Below are 13,778 nucleotides of genomic sequence, written 5' to 3' on the forward strand. Positions count from 1 at the left end.
GCGGCCGGCTACACTTTGAGCGCTAAGGTCAAACGAATTCCGGGTCTTACTAACTGGAGGTCCCTTTGGACAAGAACATGAAAATTCTCATTGTGGACGATTTTTCCACAATGCGGCGGATTATCAAAAACCTGCTCCGTGATCTGGGTTTCACCAACACTGATGAAGCGGATGACGGCAACACTGCTCTGCCCATGCTGAAAAGCGGCAAGTACGATTTCCTGGTAACTGACTGGAACATGCCCGGAATGTCCGGCTTTGATTTGCTCAAGGCGGTGCGGGCCGATGACAATCTGAAAACCCTCCCGGTTTTGATGGTTACTGCCGAAGCCAAGCGGGACCAGATTGTGGCAGCTGCTCAAGCCGGCGTGAATGGGTATGTGGTAAAGCCCTTCACCGCCGCCGTTCTCAAAGAAAAAATTGAGAAAATCTTTGAACGAATCCAGTAAACAGAGATTGGATGGGTCGTATGAGCGATAACGAACAGATCCACCAGGGTCTTGAGCCGGAAGTAACCGAAAAGCTCCGGCATCAGGCGGCAGAGCTCAGTCAATGCGTTGAAGGCGGAGATTATGTCCGCGCTATGGCTCTGATCAATGAACTGGGCGAGGTCCGGGATCAGAGTCTGTATCGGGAAGTGGGTCGGTTGACCCGAACGCTCCATGAATCAATCCGGAACTTTCAGATAGATCCGCGCAGTGCGGAACAGAAGGAAGTTCTGTCGATGATGACAGACGCCTCAGATCGGCTTGCGTACGTTGTTCAGATGACGGGCCAGGCTGCCAATCGCACCATGGATCTGGTTGAAGAAAGTATGCCGGTAGCCCATGCAATGCGCGCCGAAGCGTCCACTTTACGGGATGAATGGCAGCGTTTGCGCCGTCGTGAGATGCAACCTTCTGAGTTTCGTGAGCTGTACGGTCGGATCGATAACTTTTTTCTGAGCCTGACCCAGGACGCCGACACCATTTACAGCAGTCTTTCTGAAATCCTGTTGGCGCAGGATTTTCAGGACCTGACCGGCCAGGTGATTCAGCGCGTTACGACGCTGGTCAAAGACGTGGAGGAGCAGATGCTCAGCCTGGTAGTTATGGCCAGCCATGTTGACCAGCTCACCGGCACGGTGCATCAGATTGACGGCCAGGAAGTATCTGCCGAGCAGGGTGTGGGGCCTCAGATGAAGGCTGAAGAGCGTGAAGATGTAGTCTCGGGACAAAACGACGTAGATGACTTGTTGTCCAGTCTCGGTTTCTGAATATAAGAGGTTAACACATGGCGTTTGATGCCGATGATGAGATCCTTCAGGACTTCCTTGTAGAGGCTGGAGAGATTCTCGAAAAGTTGTCTGAGCAACTTGTCGATCTTGAGCAACATCCTGATGACAGCAATCTGCTCAACGCCATATTCCGTGGATTTCATACCATCAAGGGTGGTGCTGGCTTCCTGCAGCTGGATGCTCTGGTCAACTGCTGCCACTCCGCAGAAAACGTCTTCGACATCCTGCGCAACCATAAGCGGAAGGTGGATTCGGAGCTTATGGATGTTGTCCTGGAGGTTCTGGATCATGTTAATGCCATGTTTGAGCAGGTACGTAATCGCGAAGAGCTGACGCCCGCGCCTGGTGAGCTGATTGCCGCACTGGACGCTCTGGCCCTGCCTCAGGATGCCGCTGCGCAAGAGACCGCCGAACCCTCGGATGAGCCTTCAGAAGCCGGCCTGGACAACGGTGACATTACCGACGATGAGTTTGAAAAATTGCTTGATGCCCTGCATGCGGAAGCTCCCACCGCCGGGGCAGGCGATAGCCCGGCTCATGAGAAGCCAGCTGGCAAGAATGATGGTGCTGGCGATGATATCACCGATGATGAATTTGAAGCTTTGCTGGATGATCTGCACGGCAAAGGAAAATTTGCCGTGCAGGAGGTTCCGGGCGCAGGTTCCGGAACCACAGGTGCAGCTGACCCGGCAACGAGCAGCGATGGCGGGCTGATCAACGACGATGAATTTGAAAGACTGCTGGATGAACTGCACGGCAAGGGCGGTAGCCCGACAACCGGCGATTCCGGAAAAAAGGCAGCTGAACCTTCGCCGGCAAAAGCTCAGCCCATCAAACCCGTGCCTGAGAAACGCAAGGCTGATCCAAAACCGGCAGCCAAATTGTCTCCCGAAAAAGCTACTCCGGCTTCACCCGCAAGGGAGCAAGCTCCGGTGGCAGAAACCACCGTTCGCGTCGATACCAAGCGCCTGGACGACATCATGAACATGGTGGGCGAACTGGTACTGGTGCGTAACCGATTGCAGCGGCTGGGCTCCGCGAGCGAAGATGAGCACATGCATAAGGCCGTATCCAGCCTTGATGTCGTGACTACAGATCTTCAGGCAGCCGTTATGCAAACCCGGATGCAGCCGATCAAGAAAGTATTTGGCCGTTTCCCGCGTGTTGTTCGCGATCTTGCCCGGAGCATGAAAAAGGAAGTGAACCTGGTCATGCATGGTGAGGACACAGACCTCGACAAAAATCTCGTCGAAGCCCTTTCGGATCCACTTGTCCACCTGGTCCGGAACTCGGTCGATCACGGTATTGAAGCGCCGGACGTACGCGAAAAAGCCGGCAAGCCACGACAGGGTACAGTCACCCTGTCTGCAGAGCAGGAAGGGGACCATATTCTCCTGTCCATTGATGACGATGGCGCCGGTATGGATCCGGAAGTACTGCGCCGCAAAGCGATAGAGAAAGGAATTCATGATCAGGACGCTGCCGATCGCCTGACAGATTCAGAGTGTTTTAACCTGATCTTCGCCGCTGGTTTCTCCACCAAAGAGCAGATTTCTGACGTCTCTGGCCGGGGCGTGGGTATGGATGTGGTCAAAACCAAAATTGGTCAGCTCAACGGCCAGCTCAGCATTGTTTCAGAGTTGGGCAAGGGCTCGCGCATTATTATCAAAGTGCCTTTGACTCTGGCAATTATGCCTACGTTGATGATCAAGCTCGGAGACCAGTCTTTTGCGCTGCCGCTGGTTAATGTGGTTGAAATCTTTCACCTCGACCTGACCCGAACCAATATTGTGGATGGCCGCGAGTGCATTGTTGTTCGCGACAAGGTGTTCCCGCTGTTTCATATAAAGCGCTGGCTGGTTAAGGGTGCTGCAAACAAGCTCGATACTGAAAATGGGCATGTTGTGATCGTGGCCATGGGAACCCGGCAGGTCGGCTTTGTTGTTGATCAATTGGTCGGTCAGGAAGAGGTGGTTATCAAGCCTCTTGGGCGTGGACTTCAGGGTACACCGGGCATGGCGGGTGCAACGATTACCGGCGACGGTCGTATCGCGCTCATTCTTGATGTTCCCAGCTTGCTTCAGCGTTACAGCTGAGTGTTCGGTTGGGGCGAAGGGATTTTTGGTAGGAGAAACGGATGACAGTTTCTGTCCTGGTCGTTGACGATTCGGGGTTTTTCCGCAAACGGCTGACGGAGATACTGACTGCGTCCGGGCAGATCCGGGTGGTGGGTGTCGCTTCCAATGGCCGGGAAGGCGTTGAGCTTGCTGAATCACTGCGCCCGGATGTCATTACCATGGATTACGAAATGCCGATTATGGACGGTATTTCAGCCGTGCGCGAGATCATGAAGAGACACCCTGTGCCGGTCTTGATGTTTTCTTCTCTTACCTACGAAGGTGCCAGAATTACACTGGACGCACTCGAAGCCGGGGCAGTGGATTTTCTGCCTAAAAACTTCGAGGAAATTGCCCGGGATGGCAGCCAGCTGCAGAAAATTCTGATAGATCGTGTGCTTGATGTTGCTCGCAGCCGGCCGGCCAGTCGAACGCCGTCCGCTCCGCGACATGCTGCACCGCCTCCGCGCCCCGGTGCGGCCAAACCTTCTGTTTCTGGACGCCCTGTGGTATCCGGTCGCCAGGCTGCGCAGCCAGCGCAGGAGGAATCTCCCAGGCGTTCCACACGGAAAAGTCCGGCACGGCACTATGCCGTTGTCGGTATCGGTACCTCTACCGGTGGGCCGGTCGCACTCCAGCGTGTGTTGACGGCCTTGCCAGCGTCTTTTCCTTCGCCAATTGTACTGGTTCAACATATGCCTGCGAGTTTTACGCCGGCGTTTGCAGAGCGGCTTAACAAACTATGCAAGATAGAAGTTCGCCAGGCTGAGGACGGCGATATTCTTCGTCCCGGGCTGGCGTTGCTCGCACCTGGTGGCACACAGATGATGGTTGAAAACCGAAGTGGCCAGCCCCGGGTGCGCATTTTGCCGGGAGACGAGCGGCTGAATTACCGGCCTTGTGTAGACGTTACCTTTGGCTCTCTGGCCCGCGCATTTCCCGGAAAAACGCTGGGTGTGATCCTTACCGGAATGGGAGCAGACGGCAGGGAAGGTTGCCGCATGATGAAACAGAGCGGCTCGCAAATCTGGTCTCAGGATGAAAAATCATCGGTGATCTACGGCATGCCCATGGCCGTTGCCAAAGCAGACCTGAGCGATGAGGTTCTGTCTCTCGATGAAATAGCTCCCAGACTGGTTGAGGCTGTTTGCTGATGGATTTCCTCAGCCTGCTTGGCGTTATTCTGGCATTTGTGGCCATCCTCGGTGGCAACCTGCTTGAGGGCGGAGCCCTCAGTTCGCTCTTCAATGCCCCTGCGGCCGTTATCGTTATTGGTGGCACTCTGGCGGCGACCATTCTTCAGACCTCCTGGCCGATACTGAAACGGGCCTCTGCCCAGTTCCGATGGGTGTTTGTTCCTCCCTTTATCAGTATTGAAGATGGCATTGGCAAGGTGATTGACTGGAGCGTAAAAGCCCGCAAACAGGGGCTGCTCGGGCTTGAGGGGCTGGCTGAAAAAGAACCGGAAAATTTCGCCCGAAAAGGCCTGCAACTGTTGGTGGATGGGGCAGAAACAGAAACCATCCGCAGCATCATGGAAATTGATCTGGATTGTCGGGAGCAGCGGGATCTGGAGTCTTCCAGAGTGTTTGAAGCCATGGGTGGCTACTCACCGACGATTGGTATCATCGGTGCGGTCATGGGGCTGATTCAGGTAATGACCAACCTTGAAGACCCCCAGTCGCTCGGCAGCGGCATCGCCACAGCGTTTGTGGCAACCATCTACGGCGTAGCACTGGCAAACCTGCTGTTTTTCCCGGTTGCCAACAAACTGCGTGGGCTGGTTAAGGAGCGCTCCAGATACGAAGATATGATGATCGATGGCATTATCGCCATCGCGGAGGGTGAGAACCCTAAATCCATTGAATTGCGGCTGCGGGGCTTTCTGCAGTAAGCAAACCCGGTTCCTATTATGCGGCGTCGCAGGCAACCCCAGGACGATTTGCACAACAAAGAACGTTGGCTGATTTCCTATGCGGATTTCATAACCCTGCTGTTTGCTTTTTTTGTGGTGATGTACTCGGTGTCATCGGTAAATGAGGGCAAGTACAAGGTGCTTTCAGAAACGCTTACGGGCGTTTTCAACGCCCCTCAGCGATCCTTTCAGCCTATTGAAGTGGGTGACCAGCTCTCGCGTCCTGAAGTGGTTGTCTCGAAGGATGTGATTCCCCCGGTGGTAACCGAAGCCCCCCGGAATCCGGAACAGGATACCCGGGAACGTACTGAGGCCCTGCGTGCCATGGCTGATCAGCTGGCAATGGAATTTGATGATCTGATCAACCGCGGGGTCGTCACGCTTGAAACCAATGATCGCTGGCTGGCGCTCAACCTGCCGGACAGCCTGTTGTTTGGCAGTGGTAATGCCGAGCCACACTATGATGCGTTTAATGTGATCAAAAAAGTTGCCAGGGTTCTCAGGAACCGGGACAACGCTGTAAAGGTTGAGGGCTTCACTGACAATCAGCCCATTCGTACGCCCCGCTTTCCCTCGAACTGGGAGTTGTCAGCTGCACGGGCGGCAGTGGTTGTTCGCATGCTGGGTATGGAGGGCATTGAGCCTGAACGTCTGGCAGCGGTTGGGTACGGGCAGCACCAGCCTTTGGCCCGCAACGACACAGAAGAAGGTCGCCGCCGCAACCGGCGTGTGGTGCTTCTTATTTCCCGCGATGCCAGCATCCGGGGAGTCATGCGCTAGAACCCCGTTCCCGTTCAAGTTGTTTATCCGCTGGCCGATAACCCGGAATAGAGCGGTTTTCAGTGGCTTGCAATAACGTATTTTCGGAGAGAAAACGTGCGCATTTGGGCAGTAGCCAATCAGAAGGGTGGTGTGGGTAAAACCACCTCGGTGGTCGCTTTGGGCGGCTTGCTGGCGGAGCGTGGCAAGCGCGTTCTCGTGGTTGATCTTGACCCTCACGGCTCTCTGACCAGTTGGTTCGGTTACGACCCGGATACTCTCGCACATAGTGTTTTTGACCTGTTTCAGCATCAGGGCAAAGTACCTGAGGGCCTTCCTGCCCAACTTATTACCGAAACCAGTTGCCCCGGGCTGGCTCTGCTGCCAGCGAGTACGGCGCTGGCTACGCTGGAGCGCCGTATGGTTGGCGTTGAGGGTATGGGGCTTATCGTTTCCCGGGCTCTTGCCCAGTTATGGGACGATTTTGACTACGTCATCCTTGATAACACGCCGTCGCTGGGTGTACTTATGGTGAATGCACTGGCGGCCGCGCAGCATCTTGTTATTCCGGTGCAGACAGAGTTTCTCGCGATCAAAGGCCTTGAGCGTATGCTGCATACTCTGCAGATGATCATGCGCTCTCAGAAAAATCAGTTGTCCTATACTATTGCGCCCACTATGTTCGATCGGCGCACTCAGGCTTCTGTGAAGAGTCTGAACGTGCTGCGGAAAACCTATCAGGACAATCTGTGGAAATTTGCGGTGCCCGTCGATACAAAATTCCGCGACGCCAGCCAGGCGGGCGTCGTGCCGTCAAAACTGGATGCCCAAACCCATGGTGTCCGGGCATACCGGCACTTGCTGGACGATTTGCTGGAGCGGACGAGCACGCTGAAGGAGCGTCAGCATGGCTGACGAGAAATTGACAAAGCTGGTGGATCCGGCCAGCGCAATTGCCAGCTATCTGGACGAATTGCTGCATACGGCAACGGACACCTCTTTGCGCGAAGAGATTAGCGCGCCGGAGCCTGTTCCCGAAATGAAACCTGAACCTGAACCTGCGCCAGTTCAGAAACCGGTTTCGAGGCCCAGACCGGCGCCCAGGGTGGAGGCGCCGCCGCAATCGGTTCGAGCACAAGAGGCCGTTGCTGCCGTGGCTTCCACGCCGGAACCAGAACCGGCGCCGGAAACATCTGTAGCGCGCCCGGAGTGGTCGGAGCGCCCGTTTGAGTGTCTGATTTTTACCGTGGCCGGTCTGCAGCTTGCGGTTCCTCTTGTCCTGCTAGGCGCTATCCATCGGATTGAAGAGGACATCCGACCAATTCCCGGCAGCCCCCGCTGGTATATGGGGATCCGTCCGGGCTCTAATCAGAATCTGAGAGTTGTGGATACGGCAGAGTGGATTATGGCCGGAAGGGTGCCAGCTAACGCCCGGGACAACTACCGGTTTGTGATCCGACTGGATAACAGCGAGTGGGGGTTGGCCTGTGACGACGTCGCCCAGTCATTCACTCTTAGCCCGGATGATGTGCGCTGGCGCACGGCTCGCAGCAAACGGCCCTGGCTGGCGGGAACGGTAATTGAACAAATGTGCGCCCTTGTTGATGTGCGCACCATGGCGAACTTGCTGGTGCGTGCCGAGCGTGAGCAGCATCTTGATCTGAGCTGACCGGCGAGCCGGTTACGGAATGAAACGGTGCCGTGCTGGCACGATTTGTGCCCTTAACTATAGTATTGGGCGCTGATGATGTTTTTTTGACGATCAGGTTGCCCGCTGGGCAGCCGAACAGGAGATTCAGGTTATGGCATCCCCGAGCGGACAGCAAAGTCAGGCCCAGGACGATCAGGTCCTGCAATATGTGACCTTCCGGCTGGATAACGAGACCTATGGTCTGAACGTTATGCAGATCCAGGAAGTACTGAGATACACGGAAATCGCGCCGGTACCGGGCGCTCCGGATTACGTGCTCGGTATCATCAACCTGCGGGGCAATGTGGTCACGGTTATCGACACACGCCGCCGTTTTGGATTGGCGGATGCGGATATCACAGACGCCACCCGGATAGTGGTGATGGAGTCAGCCGACCAGGTAATGGGCATTCTGGTAGATTCCGTGGCCGAGGTTGTGTACCTGAAAGCCAGTGAAATTGAGACTGCACCGAATGTGGGTAACGAGGAAAGTGCCCGGTTTATCCAGGGTGTATGTAATAAAGATGGCGAACTGATCATATTGGTCGAGTTCGACAAAATGTTGTCAGACCACGAATGGGCAGAAATCTCAGGGCTGTGAATCGGAGTCGTACCGGCCAGACCTGATGATGGACGCCTTCCGTGGCTAATAAACCGGAGACGTCCATCATGTTTGCTGAAATGCCTTCCTATATTCCCTGGGTGCTGACCGTAGTAGCGCTCTGTCTGGTTTTTGCGCAGGGCTTGATGCTCGGATGTCAAAACCGTCAATTGAAAGCCACGCTCAAGGATCGCTGCGATGCGCTTGGCAGGGAGTTGCATGCCACAGCAAGCGGCAGTATGGGCGTAGGCCAGCGCCTTGTAGTCTGCGAGCGGCAATTGCATGAGCTGCGCTCGACCATTGATGAGATGCGCCAGAACGATCCTTTGCGTATTTCCTACGATGAAGCCTCACGGCTTGTTGATCTGGGGGCGGATATAGACGATCTTATGAACACGTGCGGAATATCCCGTCCCGAGGCCGAGCTGGTATCAGCGCTGAGAAAACGTCAGGCGGCCTGATAACAGCGCCGCATGGACTTCGAGGAACTCCGTCCGATCAAGAATCTGCCGGATGAAATAGGCCTGGTTCTACGAGAAGTGAGAAAAGCCAACAGGCACGCTGGTATCAGCGTCGATCTTGATGAAGCCGTCATCGAGGTTCTTGTAACCATGTACCATGAGCTGCGTAGCGGCCAGACCATGGATGGTCGCAGTACCGATCGCCGGCGCCTCAAACACTACTTTGAGACAGCAATCGCACCCCTTAGGGTGAAATCCGGGCTCAGGTATGGGCCGCTGCGCTCACTCATCCACTGAGGGAGCGGAAGTGTCCCGGCCGGCGTCTTCAGGCGTCCGGCCGCGGATATGAAAGGCGAAGGCGAGAATTTCAGCAATAACCCGGTAAAGGTTTTCGGGAATTTCATCGTTCAGGGACAAACGCGCGAGAATGCCGGCCAGCTCTGCGTTTTCATACAGAGGCACATTGTGCTCTCTGGCGATCCTGATAATCTCATCTGCCAGTTCGTAAGTACCCGTGGCCGTTATGGTCGGGGCCTTTTCGCCGTCATATTTAAGTGCAACGGCGGCGCTGGAGTTCGAGTTTGAAGAGGAACCTTCGTTTTGTTCTTTCATGCCCGAGTATCCACCAGTCTGTGCTCCAGCTTCGTTGCCGGGTATAAGGGGCTGCCCCGGCGACATTCGAGGTCGGTGACTTCCAGCCCCAGCTCCGCAAGGCTGCGCCTCAGAAGCGGCAGCTCTTCGTTGACCTGCTTCAGCGTATCCTGTTTTTCTGCCCATACCCGTGCGCTTACCTCCTGCTGGCGCAGGGCAACCTCGAAATTCAGAGCGCCCGCCAGTTCCAGATCAATCGCAAGATTAAGTCGCCATTCGCTGATCGCTGCCCACTTTTGGTCACGGCCTTTGGATGCGGGATCCTCTTTGTGCTGCTCTATGCGCAGTTGTGCCACTCTGGGCTCGTTCTGAGGCGTTACCCAGGGTAAATCCATTAGCATGGTTGAGGCAGGTGCAGGTGTGTCACCTCCGCCTCTGGCGGTCAGTATCTGGCTGTGAAGCTGGTTAACCGTAATCCGGTTCAGCATGCCGGCTAACATTCGCAGTGTCTGGCCCACAGATATGGGCTCAGAGCTGCTCGCAGGCCGCGGTGATGCCAAAGCCTGAGGGAACTGCAGCGGCGCCTGAATCAGCCCCGGGCTGGCCAGCGGCGTGAGACGGTTAAACAACGTTGTCGCGTCGCCGCTTTGCTCAGCCAGCAGGCCGGTGATCATCCGGCCAAGGGCAAGTTTTAGGTCGGGTAAGGCCGAGGAGGGCGTCTGGGTCAGGCGAGATTCTGCAAACAGCCCGCTCTCGGCTATCCACTGCCGCATTTGCTGCACTGTGTTGCTTTGCGTGCCGGCACCGGGTGCCAGAGTATTACTGGCAGGCAGCCGCCCAATCAGCGTTTCAAGCGCTTGTCGCGCTGCCTCTGGCAACGGCTGCGGGCTGCGTCCTGTGGGAAGCTGGCCGGACGTCAGTTCAGGAACCACGCCCCGGTTCAGTGCTGTCATCAGTTTTGCCAGGCCGCTGTCCAGGCTTTGCTGCCAGGGCATACGCTGGGCCAGGGCGCGGGAGATGGCGGCTTCTGGCGTGGGTGCCAGCTTTCCCATCAGTTGCAGCTCATTGCCGGCGCGCATCACTTTTACCCAGTCACCGGTCGTTAGCTCCGTGGCGCCAATGGAGGCACTTACCTGAAGCGGCTTGCCTCGCACATCGAGCAGGACTTCAGCATTGCCGCCGCCCTGGCGGTTGATGATTTCCGTTACGCGGGCCAGTATGGTTTCCCGGTTCGCGAGCTGTAGTTGGTCCAGTTGCTGCCGGGCAGACAAAGCCGCTGTTTCACGGCCAGGCTGCCCGGCGTCGTTGGTTTGCGCCGGCCTCGGAGTTGCCGGTGCAGGGGGAGTAGGGGGCTGTTGACCGCTAGGTAATTTCATCGCTGCTGACTTGATACCAGACAAGAGTAATCTGTAGACGCTTTCGTTATAATACGCCGCGCCGGCAACTATTGTCGTGAATACACCCGATGCGATTGCGCATCGTCCTGATTACGGGGCCCTGATGTCCGAGCCGTTACTACAGGCTGTCGATCTGCAGTGTGAACGGGACAAGCGGATACTTTTCCGTGAGTTATCCTTCTCCATACTGCCCGGTACGGTAACCCGTGTCGAGGGGCCAAACGGCTCCGGCAAAACGACGCTACTGAGAATGTTGGCGGGTCTGAACGATGGGTGGACAGGCGAGCTGAAGTGGTGCGGATCCCCAGTAGACCGTCAGCGGGAAGCGTTTCTCCGGAACATGCTTTATCTCGGACACCGCCCGGGTATCAAACCCCTGCTTACTCCACTGGAAAACCTCCGGGCCTTGATGGCCGGTCGTAGTCCGGTGTCTGATGCGGCATTGAGCCAGGCGCTGCAAGGTACCGGCCTGGCAGGCTATGAAAATGTACCTTGTCGCAATCTGTCTGCCGGCCAGCAGCGCAGAGTTGCTTTGGCACGCCTGCTGATTGCCGATGAACCCCTGTGGCTGCTCGATGAAGTGTTTACTGCCATCGACGCAGATGGCGTAAAAGCGCTCGAGGCGCTTATACAGCAGCGGGCAGCTGAAGGGGGCGCCGTGCTTGTTACGACTCACCATGATCTGGCATTGCCAGGCATGCATAGACTGGTTCTTGGCGCGGGAGGCGTGTCTGATGAACGCTGAAGCCCGACCGGCGGTTAGGCTTGCCAGTAGCAGTGTTGGTGCGCTGGCTGCAATGAAAGGCGTTTTTGCTCGGGATATGAAGGTAGCATTCCGGCAGCGCCAGGATCTGCTCAACCCGCTGTTGTTTTTCGTTATGGTTGTTACTCTGTTTCCGCTCGGAGTCAGCCCGGAAGTCTCATTTTTGCAAGAAGCGGGAGCTGGTATTCTCTGGGTAGCGGCGCTGCTTTCGGTATTGTTGTCGCTGGATCATCTGTTCCGCCATGATTTTGACGATGGCACGCTCGAGCAGCTCGTGCTCCAGCCCCAGCCCCTGTTTCTGCTGATTCTGGCAAAAACCATGGCGCACTGGATGCTGACTGGGCTGCCTCTGGTCTTGCTGACACCTGTTCTTGGTGTAATGGTGCACCTTGACGGGAACTCCATCGCGATTTTGTGTCTAACGCTGCTGATTGGTACGCCGGTACTGAGTTTGATTGGCGCCATTGGCGCTGCGCTGACCCTTGGATTGCGTTCGGCAGGTGTGCTCTTGTCCCTGCTGATCATTCCACTGTACATTCCTGTGCTGATTTTTGGCACAGGCACCGTTGCGGTAGCAGCGGATGGTGCGGCTGTGGGAGCCTATCTGGCTCTGATGGGGGCCTTCCTGATGCTGTCGCTGACACTGGCGCCTTTTGCGGCGGCAGCAGCGTTGAGAATCAGTTTGTCGAATGGGTAAAACAAGGTAAACGGTAGGACGGTGACCATCTGATGTGGCAAATTTTTCACAAACTGGGTTCCCCAAAATGGTTTTTCGGGATAGCCACCCGGCTTATGCCCTGGCTGCTGGTGGGCGGCACATTGCTGCTTATGGCCGGGGTGATCTGGGGCCTGGTGTTTGCACCCAAGGATTACCTTCAGGGCAACAGCTATCGGATTATATTTATTCATGTTCCAACGGCGTTTATGGCGCAGTCGGTATATATCATGATGGCGTCCGCGGCCGTTGTGACACTGGTCTGGCGAATGAAGCTGGCCGATGTGTTCGTCAAGGCGGTTGCCCCGGTAGGGTTGGTTCTCACGTTTCTGGCACTGTTTACCGGCGCGGTCTGGGGTAAACCGACCTGGGGTACCTGGTGGATTTGGGATGCCCGGCTGACCTCCATGCTGATACTGCTGTTTCTATATGGTGGTGTTATTGCACTGGATCGCGCTATTAATGATGAGAAGTCAGCCGCCCGCGCGGTTGCCGTGCTGGTGCTGGTAGGGGTAGTGAATATCCCCATTATCAAATACTCCGTGGAATGGTGGAATACACTGCATCAACCTGCGACATTCAAACTCACAGAAAAACCGTCCATGCCGGCGGAGATGTGGGTGCCGCTGCTGCTGTCAGTGCTGGGCCTGTATCTGATATTTGGCTGGCTGGCCTGCGTTCGTATGCAGACAGAGATTCTGTCCCGGGAGCAGCGTACTCGCTGGGTAAAAGAATTCGTAATGAAAGGAAGGGTCTGACCAATGGCATTTGATTCCTTTTCTGCCTTTATCACGATGGAAGGCCACGGCCCTTATGTGTGGGCCAGTTACGCTGTGTTTTTCGTACTGATGGTAATGATGATGATCTTGTCGGTGCGGAGCAGGAAAGCGATTATCGAATCCTGCCGTCGCGGTTATGAGTTTCAGGCCGACAAGAGTAAAGTGACGACGGCGCCGACACCTTCTGCGTCGTTCGCGCGCGTGAACGTTTCCCAAGACTGACTGACAGGTATGTACATGCATCCGATCCGTAAAAAGCGGCTGACCATTGTTCTGTTTCTTCTGGCAGGACTCTCCATTGCGGTGGCGCTGACAACCTATGCGCTGCGCCAGAACATCAACCTGTTTTACGACCCAAGCCAGATTTCCGCCGGGGAGGCGCCGGTTGATGTGCGAATCCGCGCTGGCGGCATGGTGGAAGAAGGCTCGGTCAGGCGGGATCCGGAAACCCTGAAAGTGGAATTCCTGGTAACCGACTTTAATGCCTCGGTGCCTGTTGAGTACGTTGGTATCCTGCCGGATCTGTTTGCGGAAGGGCAGGGCATTGTTGCCATGGGCCGGCTTAACAACAAAGGCCGCTTTGTTGCAGATCAGGTTCTGGCCAAGCACGATGAAAACTATATGCCCCCGGAAGTTGCCGATGCACTGGAAAAGGCCGCCCAAAACAAGAGTGAGGCCGCGGCTGGCAGTGTCGCGCCCGCAACCTGATTAAAC

The 13,778-nt window shown here is 55.9% G+C and carries 18 protein-coding genes; 16 read left to right on the forward strand and 2 right to left on the reverse strand.

The annotated features are described in order from the left end of the window. Nucleotides 1-65 precede the first annotated feature (65 nt). The 11 genes from cheY (at nt 66) to BUA49_RS08930 (ending at nt 9,116) form a co-directional block, all read left to right on the forward strand. A complete protein-coding gene (gene cheY / locus BUA49_RS08880; protein ID WP_072796801.1) occupies nt 66-449 on the forward strand; it encodes a chemotaxis response regulator CheY in 384 nt (127 codons plus the stop codon). A gap of 20 nt (nt 450-469) precedes the next feature. Next, nucleotides 470-1,255: a protein phosphatase CheZ gene (locus tag BUA49_RS08885; RefSeq protein ID WP_072797791.1), complete on the forward strand. Its 786-nt coding sequence runs from the start codon at nt 470-472 to the stop codon at nt 1,253-1,255. A gap of 17 nt (nt 1,256-1,272) precedes the next feature. Then, nucleotides 1,273-3,372: a chemotaxis protein CheA gene (locus tag BUA49_RS08890; protein WP_072796802.1), complete on the forward strand. Its 2,100-nt coding sequence runs from the start codon at nt 1,273-1,275 to the stop codon at nt 3,370-3,372. A 41-nt stretch (nt 3,373-3,413) separates the two neighbouring features. Further along, nucleotides 3,414-4,547: a protein-glutamate methylesterase/protein-glutamine glutaminase gene (locus BUA49_RS08895; RefSeq protein ID WP_072796803.1), complete on the forward strand. Its 1,134-nt coding sequence runs from the start codon at nt 3,414-3,416 to the stop codon at nt 4,545-4,547. Next, complete coding sequence (locus BUA49_RS08900; protein ID WP_072796804.1) at nt 4,547-5,287, forward strand: flagellar motor protein; 741 nt, start codon at nt 4,547-4,549, stop codon at nt 5,285-5,287. Before BUA49_RS08895 ends, BUA49_RS08900 begins: the two co-directional genes overlap by 1 nt. A gap of 18 nt (nt 5,288-5,305) precedes the next feature. Beyond that, on the forward strand, nt 5,306-6,088 hold the full coding sequence (motD, locus tag BUA49_RS08905) for a flagellar motor protein MotD (RefSeq protein WP_072796805.1): 783 nt from the start codon (nt 5,306-5,308) through the stop codon (nt 6,086-6,088). A 96-nt stretch (nt 6,089-6,184) separates the two neighbouring features. Then, nucleotides 6,185-6,982: a ParA family protein gene (locus BUA49_RS08910; RefSeq protein ID WP_072796806.1), complete on the forward strand. Its 798-nt coding sequence runs from the start codon at nt 6,185-6,187 to the stop codon at nt 6,980-6,982. Further along, complete coding sequence (locus BUA49_RS08915) at nt 6,975-7,736, forward strand: chemotaxis protein CheW (protein ID WP_072796807.1); 762 nt, start codon at nt 6,975-6,977, stop codon at nt 7,734-7,736. The genes BUA49_RS08910 and BUA49_RS08915 overlap by 8 nt, the downstream gene beginning before the upstream one ends. A 133-nt stretch (nt 7,737-7,869) precedes the next feature. After that, on the forward strand, nt 7,870-8,358 hold the full coding sequence (locus tag BUA49_RS08920; RefSeq protein ID WP_072796808.1) for a chemotaxis protein CheW: 489 nt from the start codon (nt 7,870-7,872) through the stop codon (nt 8,356-8,358). A gap of 68 nt (nt 8,359-8,426) precedes the next feature. Then, on the forward strand, nt 8,427-8,819 hold the full coding sequence (locus BUA49_RS08925; protein ID WP_072796809.1) for a DUF2802 domain-containing protein: 393 nt from the start codon (nt 8,427-8,429) through the stop codon (nt 8,817-8,819). Nucleotides 8,820-8,831: 12 nt separating this feature from the next. Then, nucleotides 8,832-9,116, forward strand: a complete 285-nt coding sequence (locus BUA49_RS08930) for a hypothetical protein (protein WP_072796810.1) — start codon at nt 8,832-8,834, stop codon at nt 9,114-9,116. Here BUA49_RS08930 and BUA49_RS08935 read toward each other — a convergent pair. Further along, on the reverse strand, nt 9,102-9,431 hold the full coding sequence (locus tag BUA49_RS08935) for an EscU/YscU/HrcU family type III secretion system export apparatus switch protein (protein WP_072796811.1): 330 nt from the start codon (nt 9,429-9,431) through the stop codon (nt 9,102-9,104). The genes BUA49_RS08930 and BUA49_RS08935 overlap by 15 nt on opposite strands. Continuing rightward, nucleotides 9,428-10,786, reverse strand: coding sequence for a flagellar hook-length control protein FliK (fliK, locus tag BUA49_RS08940; RefSeq protein WP_072796812.1), 1,359 nt, complete (start codon nt 10,784-10,786; stop codon nt 9,428-9,430). Before fliK ends, BUA49_RS08935 begins: the two co-directional genes overlap by 4 nt. Nucleotides 10,787-10,910: 124 nt before the next feature. On the opposite strand from fliK, the gene ccmA reads away from it, so the two are divergent. The 5 genes from ccmA to ccmE are packed head-to-tail and all read left to right on the forward strand — an operon-like array spanning nt 10,911 to nt 13,772. Continuing rightward, nucleotides 10,911-11,552 (forward strand): cytochrome c biogenesis heme-transporting ATPase CcmA, encoded by a 642-nt coding sequence (gene ccmA / locus BUA49_RS08945; protein ID WP_072796813.1) that lies wholly within the window; start codon nt 10,911-10,913, stop codon nt 11,550-11,552. Further along, the gene (gene ccmB, locus BUA49_RS08950; RefSeq protein WP_072796814.1) at nt 11,542-12,267 is read left to right on the forward strand and encodes a heme exporter protein CcmB; all 726 of its coding nucleotides are present in this window, start codon (nt 11,542-11,544) and stop codon (nt 12,265-12,267) included. The genes ccmA and ccmB overlap by 11 nt, the downstream gene beginning before the upstream one ends. Nucleotides 12,268-12,299: 32 nt before the next feature. Next, nucleotides 12,300-13,043 carry a heme ABC transporter permease CcmC gene (gene ccmC / locus BUA49_RS08955; RefSeq protein ID WP_072796815.1) on the forward strand — a complete coding sequence of 248 codons (744 nt, stop codon included), beginning with the start codon at nt 12,300-12,302 and terminating at the stop codon, nt 13,041-13,043. 3 nt (nt 13,044-13,046) lie between these two features. Next, complete coding sequence (ccmD, locus tag BUA49_RS08960; protein WP_072796816.1) at nt 13,047-13,286, forward strand: heme exporter protein CcmD; 240 nt, start codon at nt 13,047-13,049, stop codon at nt 13,284-13,286. A 15-nt stretch (nt 13,287-13,301) separates the two neighbouring features. Beyond that, nucleotides 13,302-13,772, forward strand: coding sequence for a cytochrome c maturation protein CcmE (gene ccmE / locus BUA49_RS08965; protein ID WP_072796817.1), 471 nt, complete (start codon nt 13,302-13,304; stop codon nt 13,770-13,772). Nucleotides 13,773-13,778 lie beyond the last annotated feature (6 nt).

Source organism: Marinobacter antarcticus (genome assembly GCF_900142385.1).
Taxonomy (GTDB): domain Bacteria; phylum Pseudomonadota; class Gammaproteobacteria; order Pseudomonadales; family Oleiphilaceae; genus Marinobacter; species Marinobacter antarcticus.

Bases quoted from the DNA above. Each gene is read 5' to 3' on its own strand.
- BUA49_RS08920 (WP_072796808.1), top strand. From the start codon at position 7,870: ATGGCATCCCCGAGCGGACAGCAAAGTCAGGCCCAGGACGATCAGGTC.
- BUA49_RS08925 (WP_072796809.1), top strand. From the start codon at position 8,427: ATGTTTGCTGAAATGCCTTCCTATATTCCCTGGGTGCTGACCGTAGTA.
- fliK (WP_072796812.1), bottom strand. From the start codon at position 10,786: ATGAAATTACCTAGCGGTCAACAGCCCCCTACTCCCCCTGCACCGGCA.
- ccmB (WP_072796814.1), top strand. From the start codon at position 11,542: ATGAACGCTGAAGCCCGACCGGCGGTTAGGCTTGCCAGTAGCAGTGTT.
- BUA49_RS08935 (WP_072796811.1), bottom strand. From the start codon at position 9,431: ATGAAAGAACAAAACGAAGGTTCCTCTTCAAACTCGAACTCCAGCGCC.
- motD (WP_072796805.1), top strand. From the start codon at position 5,306: ATGCGGCGTCGCAGGCAACCCCAGGACGATTTGCACAACAAAGAACGT.
- ccmC (WP_072796815.1), top strand. From the start codon at position 12,300: ATGTGGCAAATTTTTCACAAACTGGGTTCCCCAAAATGGTTTTTCGGG.
- BUA49_RS08900 (WP_072796804.1), top strand. From the start codon at position 4,547: ATGGATTTCCTCAGCCTGCTTGGCGTTATTCTGGCATTTGTGGCCATC.
- ccmE (WP_072796817.1), top strand. From the start codon at position 13,302: ATGCATCCGATCCGTAAAAAGCGGCTGACCATTGTTCTGTTTCTTCTG.
- ccmD (WP_072796816.1), top strand. From the start codon at position 13,047: ATGGCATTTGATTCCTTTTCTGCCTTTATCACGATGGAAGGCCACGGC.
- BUA49_RS08930 (WP_072796810.1), top strand. From the start codon at position 8,832: ATGGACTTCGAGGAACTCCGTCCGATCAAGAATCTGCCGGATGAAATA.
- BUA49_RS08885 (WP_072797791.1), top strand. From the start codon at position 470: ATGAGCGATAACGAACAGATCCACCAGGGTCTTGAGCCGGAAGTAACC.
- BUA49_RS08890 (WP_072796802.1), top strand. From the start codon at position 1,273: ATGGCGTTTGATGCCGATGATGAGATCCTTCAGGACTTCCTTGTAGAG.
- BUA49_RS08895 (WP_072796803.1), top strand. From the start codon at position 3,414: ATGACAGTTTCTGTCCTGGTCGTTGACGATTCGGGGTTTTTCCGCAAA.
- BUA49_RS08915 (WP_072796807.1), top strand. From the start codon at position 6,975: ATGGCTGACGAGAAATTGACAAAGCTGGTGGATCCGGCCAGCGCAATT.
- ccmA (WP_072796813.1), top strand. From the start codon at position 10,911: ATGTCCGAGCCGTTACTACAGGCTGTCGATCTGCAGTGTGAACGGGAC.